This window comes from Bradyrhizobium sp. FW305-F6 (genome assembly GCF_058782905.1).
Window position 1 is genome coordinate 1,510,763 of the sequence record NZ_JBYSYD010000001.1, and the last position, 15,306, is coordinate 1,526,068.

Below are 15,306 nucleotides of genomic sequence, written 5' to 3' on the forward strand. Positions count from 1 at the left end.
GCCGACGCGGCATGGCCGGGCTTGTCCCGGCCCGCTGCGTCTGCCTATTAGGATGGAACGTCAAGTGACGATCCGGGTGGAAACAGAATGCCGAGGCGGCTCGAAGGTGAATTTGACTACATTGTCGTCGGAGCGGGCACTGCCGGCTGCATCGTAGCGAACCGATTGTCGGCCGATCGCAGCAAGCGCGTGCTCATCCTCGAAGCCGGCGGCGACGACAATTGGATCTGGTTCCACATCCCGGTCGGCTATCTCTTCGCCATCGGCAATCCCCGTTCCGACTGGATGTTCAAGACCGAGGCGGAGCCTGGCCTGAACGGCCGATCGCTGGCCTATCCCCGCGGCAAGGTGATCGGTGGCTGCTCGGCGATCAACGCCATGATCTCGATGCGCGGACAGGCCGCCGACTACGATCACTGGCGCCAACTTGGGTTGACCGGCTGGGGCTATGATGACGTGCTGCCGCTGTTCAAGCGGCTGGAGGATCACTTCCTCGGCGCCAGCGAGCATCACGGCGCGGGCGGCGGCTGGCGCATCGAGGCACCGCGGCTGTCGTGGGCCATTCTCGATGCCGTCGGCGACGCCGCCGAGGAGATGGGCGTCAAGCGCATCCCGGATTTCAACACGGGCGACAACGAAGGCACCAGCTATTTCCACGTCAACCAGAAGCGCGGCCGGCGCTGGTCGTCGGCACGCGGTTTCCTCAAGCCCGCACTGAACCGTCCGAACCTGCGGCTCGAGAAGCACGTGCTGGTCGACCAGCTCATTATCGAGCAGGGCCGCGCCGTCGGCGTGCGCTTCGTCCAGAACGGCGAGATCATGGAGGCACGCGCCAGGCGTGAGGTGATTCTCTCCGCCGGCTCGATCGGCTCGGTGCAGGTGCTGCATCGCTCCGGCATCGGCCCTGCCGACTGGCTGTCGCCGCTCGGCATCGACATCGTCATGGACAAGCCCGGAATAGGGCGCAATCTCCAGGACCACCTGCAGCAGCGCGCGATCTACAAGGTCGAGGGCGTGCGCACGCTGAACGAGACCTATTACAACCTGTTCCGCCGTGGCCTGATGGGGCTGGACTACGCCTTCCGCCGCCGCGGCCCGCTAACCATGGCGCCGTCGCAGCTCGGCATCTTCACCCGCTCCGATGCGACGCGCGCCCGCGCCAACATCCAGTTTCACGTGCAGCCGCTGTCGCTCGACAAGTTCGGCGATCCCCTGCACCGCTTTTCTGCCATCACGGTCAGCGCCTGCAATCTCCAGCCGACCTCGCGCGGCACCGTGCGGCTGCGCGCGGCCGCGCCGGACGAGAAGCCGGTGATCGCGCCGAACTACCTGTCGACCGACGACGACCGCCAGGTCGCCGCCGACGCCATCCGCACCACGCGCCGCCTGATGCAGCAGAAGGCGCTCGCCAAATATCGCCCGAGCGAATATCTGCCCGGCCCCTCCGTCGGTGACGACGACGCCTCGCTTGCGAAGGCCGCGGGCGACATCGGCACCACCATCTTCCATCCCGTCGGCACGGCGAAGATGGGGACGGCGAACGATCCGATGGCCGTGGTGGACGAGCGGTTGCGCTTCTACGGCCTCTCGGGCTTGCGCATCGTCGATGCCTCGATCATGCCGACCATCACCTCAGGCAACACCAACACGCCGACGGCGATGATTGCCGAGAAGGGCGCGACGATGATCCTGGAGGATGCGAAGTAGCGTCTTGCCACCCATGATCGACCCGCACCGTTTCTCGATCGGCCCGGCCGAGGCCAGCATCGCCATGCTGCAGTGGGGCGAGAGCGGCAGGCCGCCTGCCCTGCTCGTCCACGGCACCGGTTTCGTCGCCGATGTCTGGGACGAGGTTGCGCGCGAACTTGCATCGACCTACACCGTCTACGCGCTCGACCGCCGCGGTCATGGCGCAAGCCACAAGCCCGGCGCCTATCACTTCCTGGATTACGCAGATGACGTCTGCCGGGTCATCGACGAATTGGAGCTGCGCGACGTTTACGGCATCGGCCACAGCGCAGGGGCGACGGACTTGTTGCTCGCGGCGAAGCTTCGGCCTGGCCTTTTCACGCGTCTGTTCGTTATGGAGCCAACCGTCATGGATCCGCGCGCGGCGCGCTCCGGGGATCTGAGCGACGAATCCGTCGTCCGCCTCAAGAGCACGCTGCGACGGCGGGCCGAATTCGACAGCACCGACGCTGTGCTCGAACGCTACCGCGCGGCACCAGCTTTTGCGGATTGGACCGAGACCTCGCTGCGCGCCTATGTGCGTCACGGCTTCGTGCCGCTCGCCGATGGACGCGTCCGCCTCTGCTGCACACCCGAGATCGAGTCCGCGATCCTGCGCCCGATATACGAGGCGATGGAGCAAGTGTACCTGGGCGACGCCCGCGGCAATCCGTTTTCCTGGCTGACCGAGATCGACTGCCAGGTGCGCGTCACGACCGCCGCGAATTCGGGGCCGATCTACAAGGAGATGGCGCGACGCGCGGTGTCGCTGATCCCGCGTGTCAGCACGCTGGTCTTCGAGGACGCCGGGCATTGTGTCGCGCAGGAAGTGCCGGCAGCCGTGGTCGAGGCCGTGAGAGAGTTCGCAAAGCTCGGGCCGTAGCCCGGATCGACGCAGCGCAACCGGGCTGCGATACGATCAAGGTCAGGCCGACCGTCGCACCGCGTTGTCCACCAGCGTCTTGCCGAGCGACCAGATCGCGCCGGGGACCTTGTGGCTGCCGGCGATGACGTCGTCGAACGCCTTCTCGATCCAGCTGCAGTCTTCCTCGGTGATGGTGAGCGGCGGCAGCAGCTTGATGGTGTGGCTGCCGTGGCCGGCGACTTGCGTCAGGATCTTGTGATCCTTGAACAGCGGCACGGTGATGAGCTGGCAAAACAGGCCCTTGTTGGCGGTCTCCAGCACGTTCCAGGAGGCGCGCAAGCGCAGCGACTTCGGCGGACCGAACTCGATCCCGATCATGAGGCCCTTGCCGCGGATTTCCTTCAACAGCTCGTAACCCGGCACCATGCGCGTCAGCGCGAGGCGCAGCTCGGCGCCGCGCTTGGCAGCGGCATCGATCAGCTTCTCCGATTCCATGACGTCGAGCGTGGCGATGCCCGCGGCCATCGCGAGGTCGTTCTTGGAGAAGGTCGAGCCGTGCACCACCGCGCGGTCCATCTGGTTGAAGATCTTGTCGAAGATGCTCTTGCGCGTCAGCACGGCGCCGACCGGCACGTGGCCGCCCGACAGCGACTTCGACAGCAGCACCATGTCGGGCTCGACATTCCAGTGCTCGACCGCGAGAAACCGGCCGGTGCGGCCCATGCCGGTCTGGATCTCGTCCGCGACGAACAGCGTGCCGTATTTCTTGCAGAGCGCGGCCGCGCCGGGCAGAAACTCGTCGGTGGGCATGTTGACGCCCTTGCCCTGGATCGGCTCGACCACGAAGGCCGCGACCTCGCGCGAGGCCAGCGCCTTCTCCAGCGCGGCGAGATCGTTGAACGGGATCGGGGTGCAGCCCGGCAGCAACGGCTCGAATCCGGTGCGGAAGTTCGAATCGCCCGTGAGCGACAACGCGCCGTAGGTCAGGCCGTGATAGCCGTGAGCGCAATAGACGATGCCGGGACGCCCGGTGGCGCCGCGCGCGAACTTGATCGCCGCTTCGACGCATTCGGCGCCGGAATTGGCGAAGAAGGCTTTGTCCAGATAGGGAACGTATTTCAGAAGCCGCTCGGCGAGCACGCCGGCGAGCACGGAGACGTCGAATTGAACGAGGTTGGGCAGGTCGGCATTGAGCACGCTCTTGAGCGCCTCGCGCATGACCGGATGATTGCGCCCGATCGCAAACACGCCGAAACCCGACAAAAGGTCGAGGTAGCGCGCGCCGTCCCGATCGTAGAGGTACTGTCCCTGCCCCTTCTGGAAACCGACATCGTAGCCGATGGTCTTGAGAACCCGGACGAACTGTTCGTTCAAATACCGGTTATGCAGGGTGCTGCGCTGGGCCTGACGGTCCGCGAAAAGCTGAGACATGTCTGGATTTGGGCTGTGCATCCGCTACATACTTCGCTTGAGGGCCGTCTCGTCAACTGAAAATGGAGCGTTGCCGAAAACGGTTTGTGCGGCCTTTTGCCCTTTTTCTACCCATCTTCGCAAGCACAGCTTTTAGATCATGTTGCACTGCCAAGGAACCATCATGCGTTTAGCCCTTTACAGCGGACTGATACTGGCTGGCGGTTACACCTGCCTGGCCCCCGCGCTCGCTGCAGACCCGACTGGCGACTGGCGCGTCGCCGACGGCGTCGCCAACATTCGCGTCGCCCAATGCTATGGCAGCATGTGGGGCGCGGTCTCCTGGGAAAAGCAGCCCGGGGGACGCGACGAGAACAATCCGGACGCCTCGAAAAAGAACAGGCCGACGCTTGGCATGGCAACCCTGATCGACATGAAGAAGAAGTCCGGCGTCGATCAGTGGGAGGGACAGGTCTACAACGCCAAGGATGGCCAGCTCTACAGCGCGACCATCACGCCGGCAGGGCCCGACCAGCTCGAAATCAAGGGCTGCGTGATGGGCTTCCTCTGCGGCGGCGAGACCTGGACCCGGGTGGCCCCGCCAATCCCCTCGAGCCCTGTCAACGCCATGGCGAAGGGCGCGCCGAAATCCGGCGCCGCCGCCGCGCCGAAGGCGCAAGGCGCGCAAGCAGCCCAAGCCACGGCGGGCGCCAGTTCGCCGCCTGCGCCCGCGGCTCAGAAGGCCGCCGCCGCAGCGAAGCCCGGTCAGAAGGGCACCGCCGCCGCCGACCCCGTCGGCGACATCTGCCTACTCCCTGAGATCGCGGGGTTTGCCCATTAGGGCAGGCTGAAACAGCAGCACGGCGGCGAGCGTCGTCACCAGCGAGAGCGCCAGCAGCTTGCCCATGCTGGACGTGCCGGGATGGCTCGACAGCCACAAGCTACCGAACGCAGTCGCCGTCGTCAGCGCGCTGAAAAAGATTGCGCGCGTCAGGCTGGTCTGGAGCAGGTTCGTCCTGCCCGAGCGCCAGGCTACGACATAATATATCTTGAACGCGACGCCGACGCCGAGCAGCAGCGGGAACGCGACGATGTTCGCGAAGTTCAGCGGCAGCCCGATCAACACGCAGATCTCGAGCGTCACCGCGCCGGCAACCAGGAGCGGCACCAGCGTCATCAGCACGTCGACGAACCGTCGCAGCGTGATCCACAGCAAGAGCCCGATCACCAGCAGCGCGTAGATGCCGGCGTGGATGAACGCCTTCACCACGGTGTCGCCGGACTTCAGGATCGAGACCGGTCCGCCGATCGCGGTCGGCTCGGCCGCCAGCACCGCCGCCGCGAATCTGCGCAGCGTGTCGTTGTCGTTGGGATCGCCCTTGGGCAGCGCCTCGACCCGGATAATGCCGTCCTTGCTCTTCCAGGCGCTGACGAGTTCGGGCGGAAGCGACTCCAGCGTGACGGGCCCGGCCTGCATGGCGTTCCTGAGCTGATCGAACACGATCTTCATCGGCGTGACGAACACGTCCTGCGCCTTGTTGCGCGTGGCTTCGTCGCCATCGGCGAGCTTTTGGAGCGCGTCTGCAAGACGGCGCGAGGCGACCGCCCCCGGCCCCTTCGCGTCGCCCGCCGTCCGGCGCAGATTGTCGACTGACGATTTCAGCGATTCGACATTCTCCTGATCCGACGGCGCTGCATCGATCTGCTCCGGGCTCAGCGCGGGATTCAGCACCTTGGCACCCTGCGCGATCAGCTTCAGCTTCGGGGCCTGGTCCTCCGGCACGAAGCTGTTGAGCGACATCACCCTGAGCACCTCGGGCACCTTCTCCAGCTTCGCCTCGACCTGCCTTGCCTGCTCCTGGGAGGTGGTCATCACGTTGACGGCGTTGGCACCGGTGTTGGGATCCTTGCGCAGATCGAGAAAGGTGGCGATCGATTCGGCCTTCGGATTGCGCAGGTTCATGGGATTGAAGTCGAACTTCATGAAGTAGAGCAGCGGCAGGCCGCCGAGCGCGAGCAGCAGCGTGCCGCCGACGATCAGCACGCGGTGCGTCTCGAGGAAGTGGTCGAGCGGCGCCAGGAAGGCGTAACCGACCGGCTCCGGCTCGCCGGGCGGGTTCAGAAGCTTCAGCATGGCCGGCAGAACGGTGATCGACGAGATGAACGCCACCATCATGCCGACGCCGGCGATCTGGCCGAGCTCGGCGATGCCCTTGTAGTCGGTCGGCATGAAGCAGAGGAAGCCTGCGGCCGTCGCCATCGCCGCCAGCGACAGCGGCACCGCCGAGCGCTTCGCCGCCAGCACCAGCGCGCCCGTGAGGTCATCGTGCTTGTAGCGCTCGGAGCGGTAGCGGACGCTGTACTGGATGCCGAAATCGACTCCGAGTCCGACGAACAGCACCGCGAACGCGATCGACAGCAGGTTGAACGATCCGACCATGATCAGGCCGGCCGCCGTCGTGATCGCAAGGCCCACGAAGAGATTGACGAACACGGCGAAGATGATCTTCGACGAATGCAGCGCCAGCCACAGGATCAGCAGCACGACCAGGATAGTACCGACGCCGTTGACGACGGCGCCCTCCTGGACGGTTGCATATTCCTCGTTGGCGATTGGCACAGGACCGGTCAGCCGCACCCGCGCCTGGTACTTGTTTGGAAAATCGAGCTCGGCTGCCGCTTTCCGGATCGCGTCGGTCGCATCCTTGCCGGGCTCCAGCGCGTTGTAGTCGAGGATCGGCTTGAACTCGATGAAGGCGCGCTTGTCGGAATCCTTGAGCGGCTCGTCGCTGACGAGTTCGCGCCAGGAGAAGCTGGCATTGCCCTTGTTGAGCACGGTCTCGACCGTCTGCGCGATCAGATTGAAGGGCCGCTCGGTGTTGTCGAGCTTGACCTGGCCGCGCTTGACGCCGGCAAGTCCGGTTTCCAGCGCGCCGGTCAGGCCTCGGATCGAGGGATCGCCGGCCATGATCTCGATCAGCGGCGCGGCGGCTTCGAACTGGCTGGTGATCTTGGCGACCTCCTCGGTCGGCAAGAACAACAGACCGTTCCTCTCGAAGAACTCGCCGCTGCCGAGCTGCTGCATGGAGTGAAAGTTGGTCTTGTCGTCCTTCAGCCTGGCATAGAGCGCGTCTGCCGCGGCGCTTGTCATTTCCGGCGTGCGGGCCTCGACCACAGCGAGGATTAGTTCGTTCTGATCGAACGCCTTGTCGAATTGCTGGTCACGCTTCCGCCAGTCCAGATTCTGGGCAATCAGCGAGTTGATATCGGTGTTGATGGCGAAGTGGCGAGCGGCGTAATAGCCCGCGGCCACCGAGAGCAGCAGCCCGAGAACGACGACGAGGGAGGCGAACCGGGTACAGGCCCTGACGATGGCAACGACGACGCTTTGCAGCACTTCTTTTCTTTCTGCGGTTATCAGCTTGCCGGAAACGCCCGCTGTTTATCGGAGTTCCCGGGCGAAACCTATTGCTGTTTGGGTTGTTCTCGCCGCGCGATGGTTCGAGGTAAACGGCGGGGAGACCATGGCAAAATCATGCGGGCGGCCGGTATAGCCCGGGAGTTGAGGCGGGAAAGTGACCATTCCCGATGCACAAATATCGCGCACTTAAGGACATCTAAACCCTACTAAAATACCTCCACCTGTCCCGTCAAGGTTCCGAGCTTTCCTTGCTGCCGATTTTTTGACACAAAGTGTTGCGCCTGCATGGTGCACGGGTGCGCGGCTACCGCATGTGCGAACCAATGGTGCGGATATTGCAACTCATTGGTCAGTATTAGGGTGCCGCTTGGGGACAGACGGAAGCGGATTGGTGCAACTTGCGTGATGGGCGTCCCATGGAAGTTTATCTGGCGCAGCCGCGCGGCTTCTGCGCGGGCGTGGTGCGTGCGATCGAAATCGTGGAACGGGCGCTGGAGAGGTACGGCGCGCCTGTCTACGTGCGCCACGAGATCGTGCATAACAAATACGTCGTCGAAAGCCTGAAGAACAAGGGCGCGATCTTCGTCGAGGAACTCTCCGAGGTTCCGCCGAAGGCCGTCACGGTCTTCAGCGCCCACGGCGTCGCCCGCAGCGTCGAGGAAGAGGCCGCCGCGCGCGACCTTCCGGTGCTCAATGCCACCTGCCCCCTGGTCACGAAAGTTCACAATCAGGGGAAGCGCTACATTGCCAGGGGCCGGACCCTGATCCTGATCGGCCATGCCGGCCACCCCGAGGTCGAGGGGACGATGGGCCAGATCCTGGGGCCGGTGCAGCTTGTCCAAAGCGTTGAAGAGGTTAAGGCCCTCACGCTGCCGCCGGATACGCCAGTGGCCTACATCACCCAGACGACCCTGTCGGTCGACGACACCAAGGACATCATCGTTGCCCTTCAGGCCCGCTTTACAGATATTCAAGGCCCGGATATCCGGGATATCTGCTATGCGACACAGAACCGCCAATCTGCGGTAAGGGACTTGAGCCGGCTGGTCGACGTGATCTTGGTGGTGGGCGCTGCCAACAGCTCGAACTCGAACCGGCTCCGCGAAATCGGCACTGAGGCCGGCGTCGCGAGCTATTTGATTGCGGACGGTAGCGAGCTCGATCCGGAGTGGTTGAAGGATGCCAAAACCGTCGGCGTCACGGCGGGCGCTTCGGCGCCCGAGGTACTCGTGGATGACGTGATCGAAGCGATGCGGCGGATCGGACCAGTGAAGGTCTCGGTGCTGCCGGGCCGCGAGGAAAACATCGAATTCCGGCTTCCGGCCCAACTGGCCGCGAGCTGACTCACCCGAATTGAAAAGCCCAGAAAGAAACTTGTAATGGCTATCCCGTTCTTCAAGGAAATGCGTATCGGCGGCTATTTGCTCAAGCAGAAACTGCTTGGCCGCAAACGCTATCCGCTCGTGCTGATGCTGGAGCCGCTGTTTCGCTGCAACCTCGCCTGCGTCGGCTGCGGCAAGATCGATTACCCGGACGCGATCCTCAACCGCCGCATGACGGCGCAGGAGTGCTGGGACGCGGCCGATGAGTGCGGCGCGCCGATGGTCGCCATTCCCGGCGGCGAGCCGCTGATCCACAAGGAGATCGGCGAGATCGTGCGCGGCCTCGTCGCGCGCAAGAAGTTTGTCTCGCTCTGCACCAACGCGCTGCTGCTGGAGAAGAAGCTCGATCTGTTCGAGCCCTCCCCTTACCTGTTCTTCTCGGTGCATCTCGACGGCCTGCGCGACCACCACGACAAGGCGGTGTCGCAGAAGGGCGTGTTCGACCGCGCCGTCTCCGCGATCAAGGCGGCCAAGGCGCGCGGCTTCACGGTCAACGTCAACGCCACCATCTTCGACGGCCACCCGGCCGAGGAGATCGCCAAGTTCCTCGACCTCACCGTCGAGCTCGGTGTCGGCGTCTCGATGTCGCCGGGCTATGCCTATGAGCGCGCGCCCGACCAGGAGCACTTCCTCAACCGCACCAAGACCAAGAAGCTGTTCCGCGACGTCTTCGCCATGGGCAAGGGCAAGAAGTGGAACTTCATGCATTCCGGCCTGTTCCTCGACTTCCTCGCCGGCAACCAGGAATACGAGTGCACGCCCTGGGGCATGCCCGCGCGCAACATCTTCGGCTGGCAGAAGCCCTGCTATCTGCTCGGTGAAGGCTACGCGAAAACCTTCAAGGAGCTGATGGAGACCACGGACTGGGATTCCTACGGCACCGGCCGCTATGAGAAGTGCGCCGACTGCATGGCCCATTGCGGCTACGAGCCGACCGCGGCGACGGCTGCACTCAACAACCCGCTGAAGGCGATGTGGGTGTCGCTGCGCGGCATCAAGACCTCCGGTCCCATGGCGCCGGAGATCGACATGAGCAAGCAGCGCCCGGCGCAGTACATTTTCTCGGAACAGGTCCAGAAGAAGCTGTCGGAGATCCGCAAGGACGAGGCCGCCACGGCCCAGGCGAAGGCCGCGCAGAAGGCTTCGACGGCGGCGTAAGGCACGCAAACAACTATACCACGAAGGCCCGGCCGCCAACGCGACCGGGCCTTTTCGTCTGCGGGCGTTGTGCCGACGGTCCGTGTCCCGGACGCGCTGCAGCGCACCGCGCAGCAAGTGCGCGCTGGCTGCGTCCGGGGCACGAGAGGACATCGCGTCACGCTCACTCTCCGCCGTGCGGCGCCAGCTTGCTCTGCTATGAGGTCTCTTCCCTGCAGACACACCACCGCGTTCTCGCGGCTTCATTCGCCCGAGCTTTGCTATTCGTTCGCGCCCCATGAAGGCCAGAGGGCGCAGGGAAGGCCGGGCGCCGGCGGCACCCGCAGGTCCGTGGGCGTCAAGAACGCACACGGGGTGGACCACAGGTGTGCCGGTCGCCCGGCCTTCCCTGCGCGGATGGTTTTAACGGTGTCCTTCGTGCTCTCCTCGGGGAGCGTTGCACTATTGCCCCCGTCGTCTCGCCGCTGATCGACGCGCGTGCCGGTTGGCCGCCACATCACCGCAAGACTTGACGCCAGAACCCCGGGCGTCGGGACCACACGACTTCTCCGTCCGCGGACGGCCCTGCCTCAGCATCCGGGGCCCGATGTGCGCGCCCCTGACCATCAACAAGACCGCTGTGACCGCGCCGTGTCGTACCGCGTCGCGCATGACTCAACGGTCGCCCGTCCCTGTCACCGCCTATCGCGCCGGCGCTGCCGCGTCCACCGCACCCCGGCCCGCATCTCGTGACGATCGCGAAGCGCCCCTCCGGCAGGGCCGGGATGAGCGCTCTATGCCATAAATCCGAAATTCGGGAAAGTGGAATATTTTCGCGAGGAGGGATTGACCCGGCCACAGGTGTTTTGCCCGACGCCGCTCGGCGCGTCTTCGCAAACATTGAGAACAACCCCATGCAAAGTAGACCGGGGCTCAGTCTTGCAGATGACGCTACGATGATGTATATACTCAAAGGGATATACTTGAGGTCGCCATGTCCCACATCGCCAAGGTATTCAAGTCCGGCAACTCTCAGGCCGTCCGGCTTCCGAAGGATTTTCGTTTTACGGTTGAGGAAGTCGAGGTCTCACGCGAAGGCGATGCCGTGATCCTGCGCCCGAAACGAAGCGCCACCGGCCCTTGGGCGTCGCTTCGCGCGGCTATCGCGCGCGGCTTCAGCCCAGACTTCATGGCTGAAGGCCGGGAGCAACCCGAAGAGCAGACGCGGCCCAATCTGGAGCAGGCGTTTCGATGACGAAATGGCTGCTCGACACCAACGCCATCATCTCACTCGTCACACGCCGGTCAGAGCCTCTCCTGCGCCGGGTCGAATCCAGCCAGCCCGGTGCACTCGCAATCTCGGCCATCGTTGCCCACGAACTCTACTTCGGCGCCTATCGCAGCCAGAAGATTGAATTCAATCTGGAGACGCTCCGTCTCCTCTTTGCCGATCTCGACATCCTCGACCTCGACCAAGAGGACGCGCGAGCCGCCGGCGAGATCCGGGCGGAGCTGGCGCGGCGCGGCACGCCGATCGGCCCCTATGATATCCTGATTGCCGGTCAGGCGATCGCGCGCGGCCTGCCGCTCGTCAGCAACAACACCGCCGAATTCCAGCGCATTGCCGGATTGCGGCTGGAGGACTGGACGAGGGCGTGAGGCTCGCAAGCGTTGGGAATCACGATGACAGTGTCACTGTAATTGTCGTGTGTCCCTTCAGGGGTGCAGTCCAGCACTGTCACCTAATTCTGACCCGATACCGCGAGCGATCACCGCGCTTCGCGTACCCCCTCATGGCCCGCCACTTTCGCCGCTTTGACGAGCTTACGATCGAAAGTAACAAAGGCCTCGCAATGTCCGGATCTCGCTAGATGCAGCGCATCGGCGAAATCCATTCCTGTTTCGGCAAGGTCGAGCGCCGCCGCAATCGTCGTGCCGTCCTCGACGGTGACGGTCGGAAGTCCGGCGAAAGCACGTAGCGCGTGCACAACGTCGGCGGCCCGATAGCCGTACGCGCTTCGCAGCACCCATTCGACTTCGAGCAGCACCGTGATGAGAACGAAGACGCTCTCGGCGTCGATCAAGGCGCGGGCCCGCGCGGATTGGCTGACGTGATCCCCGGTCAGATAGCGGACGATGAGGTTGGTATCAATCGCGATCATGCCGCCGCCTGGCTTCGGCCAGCACGCTTGCGTCCATCTCTTCGAGCGTTTTCGGCTTGCCTCGATAAGCCAAGATGCCGAACACGTCTTTCGGTCGCGTCGCCGCGAAGGCCGGCGCCGGCTTCAACAGGACGCCCTCCGAGGTCTCCTCGACGGTGAGCCGCGTTCCTGCCTTCCATTCCCGCGCCTTGCGAATAGCGCTCGGCAGGATGACCTGTCCCTTAGTGGAAACGACGGTGGTGAGCTTGTCCGTGCCGGCCATTGCCTGGATTTTCCCGAGGTAAGACGAATGTAAGATAAGCTCAGATGGGCTTACATTCAAGCGAGCAGATGCACGCCACTCGCCGTGACGGTAATCGCGCAGCTCAAAACAAAAGGCCCAGTCGCACGACCGGGCCTTTCCTCTTGCGTGCTCGAACGACCCCGCTCAAGCCGCTTTCGACACCAGCTCCTCGCTCTCGATCAGCTCGGTGCCGATCAGATAGTCGCGGCAGCCGCGCAAGCTCCGCAGGGCGCGGTTGAAGTCGATGCCGGTCGAGACCAGCGCATGCAGCGTGGTCGGATTGCGGACGATGCCGCGCAGCACGGCGCCGAGGTCGATCTGGCCGTTCGGCTTGATCGCGGCGCGGGCGAGCGCCGGCAGCGCGCGGTGGGCGGGGTCGCTGATGACGCGGACCGCGGCAAAGGGCAGCCCGGCCTCGGCGGCGTAGGCGGCCGCGATGTGGCTCTCCATGTCGACGGCGAACGCCCCCGTCTCCGAATGCAGCGCCGCCTTGCAGGACCGCCCGGTGACCACCTCCTCCGCCCCGGCGAGGCTGCCGCGCACGACGCGGCGGCGGCCCGAGGTCAGGCGCTCGATCAGGTCGTCGCCGAGCGACAGGCCTGCAGCCCAGCGGGTGTCGCCGGACAGCACCTCGGTCGCCAGCACGACGTCGCCGGAGCGCAGGCTCGGGTGGAGCCCGCCGGCCACGCCGAACGAGATGACGCCGCGAATCGTCTGGGGATCCACCACCGTCAGAAGCGCCCGCAACTGGGTCGGGCTGCTGGATGAACAGATGACCGCCATTCCAGGGCCGGCCGCGATGCGGGCCTCCTGAACCAATCCGGTCACGATCAGTATTGGCCGCGGATCGATGGCGTAACCCGCGGTAGCGTAGTCCCCCGTCCCCAAAGTCACATTCCGACCCCTACCACCCTGCTGTTGGTGTTCCGCAAGTTCCGATACCGCGCCAATGCCCACAGCGGGAAGAACTTTGGGTAACCATGATAACGTAGATAGAACACGCGGGGGAAGCCTGTGGCGGTGTACCGCTGCTCGTCCCACAGTCCTTTTTTATTTTGTGTTGCAATCAGGTACTCCACCCCGCGGGCGACGGCCGGGTGATCAACCTCGCCTGCCGCCATCAGGGCAAGCAAGGCCCATGCCGTTTGCGAGGCGGTCGAGGGGGCAGGCTCCCATCCCCGGTAGTCCAGGCGATAGCTGACCGCGTCCTCGCCCCAGCCGCCGTCCCCGTTCTGGACCGATGCTAGCCAATCCACGGCTTTGCGAATCATCGGGTCCTCGTGGTCGACGCCGGCCATGTTGAGGGCACACAGCACCGACCAGGTTCCATAGATGAAGTTCATGCCCCAGCGGCCGTACCAGGACCCCTCCGGGTGCTGGGTCTTGCGCAGATAGGCGACGCCGTCGGCCACGTGCTTGCTGGTTGCCGCGGTCTCGCCGAGCTGGGCCAGCATCGAGATGCAGCGGGCGGTGACGTCCTCGGTCGGCGGATCGAGCAGCGCGCCGTGGTCCGAGAACGGGATGTTGTTGAGGTAGTATTCGAGATTGTTGACGTCGAAGGCGGCCCAGCCGCCGTCGTCGCTCTGCATGCCCTCGATCCACTCCCGGCCCCGGGCGATCGCGTCGTCATAGCCGGTGGCGCCGTGCTCCCGCCGCATGCGGTCCATCGACATCACCACCACGGCGGTGTCGTCGAGATCGGGGTAATGGGCGTTGTTGTACTGGAAGGCCCAGCCGCCCGGACGCACGTCGGGCCGCTTCACCGCCCAATCGCCCTTCAGCTCGAGCTCTTGCTTCGGGATCAGCCAGTCGAGGCCCTGCTTGGCCGCCGGCACCGCCTTGTCGCCGCCGGCTTCGAGCAGCGCATGGGCGGTCAGCGTCGTGTCCCACACCGGCGAGACGCAGGGCTGGCAATAGGCCTCCTCGCCGTTGATGACGAGCAGCTTGTCGATGCCCCGGCGCGTGATCGCACGCGGCGGGAAATTCTCGTCCTTGCCGAGCGCATCATACATCATGACGATGTTGGCCATCGGCGGGTAGATCGCGCCCATGCCGTCCTCGCCGTTGAGTCGCTCTTCGGTGAAGGCGAGCGCGGCGTCGATCGCGCGCTTGCGCAGGCTCTTGGGAAACATCGGCTCGACCACGCGCAGGATCGCGTCGAGCGAACGGAACAGCAGGAACCAGGCCATGCTCTGGTGCGGCGCCTTCGCCGTCATGCCGATCGAGCGCGGATCCTGGAGAAACAGCTCGTCGATGCCGACGCCCTTCGGATTTCTCGCGCGCGGCTTCAGCGCGGCGATCACCATCAGCGGCACCATGGTGGTGCGCGCCCAATACGAGATCTTGTTGAGGTGGAACGGCGACCAGAACGGCAGCAGCACGATCTCGACCGGCAGCACCGGCACCGCGCGCCAGGTCAGCACGCCGTACATTGCGAGCATGAAGCGGGTGAAGACGTTGCTGTGGATCGCGCCGCCCCGCGCGCGGATCGCCTCGCGTGCACGCACCATGTGCGGCGCGTCGACGGAATCGCCGATCATCTTCAGCGCGAAATACGCCTTCACGCTGGCGCTCATGTCGAACTCGCCGTCATGCACCAGCGGCCAGCCGCCATGGGCGCCCTGGATGCGGCGCAGGTAATTGCCGATCCTGGCCTCGAGCACGGGATCGACCGGCTCGGCCAGATAATGGCGCAACAAGACATACTCTGCGGGAATCGTGGCATCGGCCTCGAGCTCGAACACCCAATGGCCGTCGGGCTGCTGGAAGCCGAGAACGCCTTCGGCCGCCGATGCAATGCTCGATTCCAATAGCTTCGAATCCAGACCCTTCGAGTTCAAGGCCTCGCGGCTGGTCGCGTTCACGGAATCCATGTCGCTCGATTGCTCCGATAGTCCAACGAAATTGACCGGGACATT

Annotated in this window: 13 protein-coding genes; 7 read left to right on the forward strand and 6 right to left on the reverse strand. The window is 64.6% G+C overall.

Annotated features, from left to right (window positions below; genetic code table 11):
• Positions 1-87 precede the first annotated feature (87 nt).
• Together AC3WLX_RS07250 and AC3WLX_RS07255 are read left to right on the forward strand one after the other, a co-directional pair.
• Complete coding sequence (locus tag AC3WLX_RS07250) at positions 88-1,707, forward strand: GMC family oxidoreductase (RefSeq protein WP_492335265.1); 1,620 nt, start codon at positions 88-90, stop codon at positions 1,705-1,707.
• A 13-nt stretch (positions 1,708-1,720) separates the two neighbouring features.
• Positions 1,721-2,611, forward strand: a complete 891-nt coding sequence (locus tag AC3WLX_RS07255) for an alpha/beta fold hydrolase (RefSeq protein WP_492335932.1) — start codon at positions 1,721-1,723, stop codon at positions 2,609-2,611.
• A 42-nt stretch (positions 2,612-2,653) separates the two neighbouring features.
• Here the strand turns inward: AC3WLX_RS07255 and hpnO are convergent, their stop codons facing one another.
• Positions 2,654-4,045, reverse strand: coding sequence for an aminobacteriohopanetriol synthase HpnO (gene hpnO / locus AC3WLX_RS07260; protein WP_492335266.1), 1,392 nt, complete (start codon positions 4,043-4,045; stop codon positions 2,654-2,656).
• 142 nt (positions 4,046-4,187) lie between these two features.
• Here hpnO and AC3WLX_RS07265 point away from each other — a divergent pair, with 142 nt between their 5' ends.
• Positions 4,188-4,844: a DUF2147 domain-containing protein gene (locus AC3WLX_RS07265; RefSeq protein ID WP_492335267.1), complete on the forward strand. Its 657-nt coding sequence runs from the start codon at positions 4,188-4,190 to the stop codon at positions 4,842-4,844.
• Here AC3WLX_RS07265 and hpnN read toward each other — a convergent pair.
• Positions 4,812-7,400, reverse strand: a complete 2,589-nt coding sequence (hpnN, locus tag AC3WLX_RS07270; RefSeq protein WP_492335268.1) for a hopanoid transporter HpnN — start codon at positions 7,398-7,400, stop codon at positions 4,812-4,814. The genes AC3WLX_RS07265 and hpnN overlap by 33 nt on opposite strands.
• A gap of 440 nt (positions 7,401-7,840) precedes the next feature.
• Here hpnN and ispH point away from each other — a divergent pair, with 440 nt between their 5' ends.
• From ispH to AC3WLX_RS07290, 4 genes are all read left to right on the forward strand, one after another.
• A complete protein-coding gene (gene ispH, locus AC3WLX_RS07275) occupies positions 7,841-8,767 on the forward strand; it encodes a 4-hydroxy-3-methylbut-2-enyl diphosphate reductase (RefSeq protein WP_492335269.1) in 927 nt (308 codons plus the stop codon).
• A 36-nt stretch (positions 8,768-8,803) separates the two neighbouring features.
• The gene (gene hpnH / locus AC3WLX_RS07280) at positions 8,804-9,964 is read left to right on the forward strand and encodes an adenosyl-hopene transferase HpnH (RefSeq protein WP_492335270.1); all 1,161 of its coding nucleotides are present in this window, start codon (positions 8,804-8,806) and stop codon (positions 9,962-9,964) included.
• Positions 9,965-10,937: 973 nt separating this feature from the next.
• Positions 10,938-11,198: an antitoxin gene (locus AC3WLX_RS07285; protein WP_291628234.1), complete on the forward strand. Its 261-nt coding sequence runs from the start codon at positions 10,938-10,940 to the stop codon at positions 11,196-11,198.
• Entirely contained in the window at positions 11,195-11,602 is a 408-nt protein-coding gene (locus tag AC3WLX_RS07290; protein WP_492335271.1) for a type II toxin-antitoxin system VapC family toxin, read from the forward strand. The genes AC3WLX_RS07285 and AC3WLX_RS07290 overlap by 4 nt, the downstream gene beginning before the upstream one ends.
• Before the next feature lie 110 nt (positions 11,603-11,712).
• Here the strand turns inward: AC3WLX_RS07290 and AC3WLX_RS07295 are convergent, their stop codons facing one another.
• The 4 genes from AC3WLX_RS07295 to shc form a co-directional block, all read right to left on the reverse strand.
• A complete protein-coding gene (locus AC3WLX_RS07295; protein ID WP_492335272.1) occupies positions 11,713-12,105 on the reverse strand; it encodes a type II toxin-antitoxin system VapC family toxin in 393 nt (130 codons plus the stop codon).
• Positions 12,092-12,367: an AbrB/MazE/SpoVT family DNA-binding domain-containing protein gene (locus tag AC3WLX_RS07300; RefSeq protein ID WP_492335273.1), complete on the reverse strand. Its 276-nt coding sequence runs from the start codon at positions 12,365-12,367 to the stop codon at positions 12,092-12,094. The genes AC3WLX_RS07295 and AC3WLX_RS07300 overlap by 14 nt, the downstream gene beginning before the upstream one ends.
• 165 nt (positions 12,368-12,532) lie before the next feature.
• Positions 12,533-13,282: a phosphorylase gene (locus tag AC3WLX_RS07305; protein WP_492335274.1), complete on the reverse strand. Its 750-nt coding sequence runs from the start codon at positions 13,280-13,282 to the stop codon at positions 12,533-12,535.
• Positions 13,279-15,261, reverse strand: a complete 1,983-nt coding sequence (shc, locus tag AC3WLX_RS07310; RefSeq protein ID WP_492335275.1) for a squalene--hopene cyclase — start codon at positions 15,259-15,261, stop codon at positions 13,279-13,281. Before shc ends, AC3WLX_RS07305 begins: the two co-directional genes overlap by 4 nt.
• Positions 15,262-15,306: the final 45 nt, after the last annotated feature.

Excerpts from the sequence above, each read along its gene's own strand:
- hpnH (WP_492335270.1), top strand. The coding sequence starts at position 8,804 with ATGGCTATCCCGTTCTTCAAGGAAATGCGTATCGGCGGCTATTTGCTC.
- AC3WLX_RS07285 (WP_291628234.1), top strand. The coding sequence starts at position 10,938 with ATGTCCCACATCGCCAAGGTATTCAAGTCCGGCAACTCTCAGGCCGTC.
- shc (WP_492335275.1), bottom strand. The coding sequence starts at position 15,261 with ATGGATTCCGTGAACGCGACCAGCCGCGAGGCCTTGAACTCGAAGGGT.
- AC3WLX_RS07295 (WP_492335272.1), bottom strand. The coding sequence starts at position 12,105 with ATGATCGCGATTGATACCAACCTCATCGTCCGCTATCTGACCGGGGAT.
- AC3WLX_RS07290 (WP_492335271.1), top strand. The coding sequence starts at position 11,195 with ATGACGAAATGGCTGCTCGACACCAACGCCATCATCTCACTCGTCACA.
- hpnO (WP_492335266.1), bottom strand. The coding sequence starts at position 4,045 with ATGCACAGCCCAAATCCAGACATGTCTCAGCTTTTCGCGGACCGTCAG.
- AC3WLX_RS07300 (WP_492335273.1), bottom strand. The coding sequence starts at position 12,367 with ATGGCCGGCACGGACAAGCTCACCACCGTCGTTTCCACTAAGGGACAG.
- AC3WLX_RS07265 (WP_492335267.1), top strand. The coding sequence starts at position 4,188 with ATGCGTTTAGCCCTTTACAGCGGACTGATACTGGCTGGCGGTTACACC.
- AC3WLX_RS07255 (WP_492335932.1), top strand. The coding sequence starts at position 1,721 with ATGATCGACCCGCACCGTTTCTCGATCGGCCCGGCCGAGGCCAGCATC.
- AC3WLX_RS07250 (WP_492335265.1), top strand. The coding sequence starts at position 88 with ATGCCGAGGCGGCTCGAAGGTGAATTTGACTACATTGTCGTCGGAGCG.
- ispH (WP_492335269.1), top strand. The coding sequence starts at position 7,841 with ATGGAAGTTTATCTGGCGCAGCCGCGCGGCTTCTGCGCGGGCGTGGTG.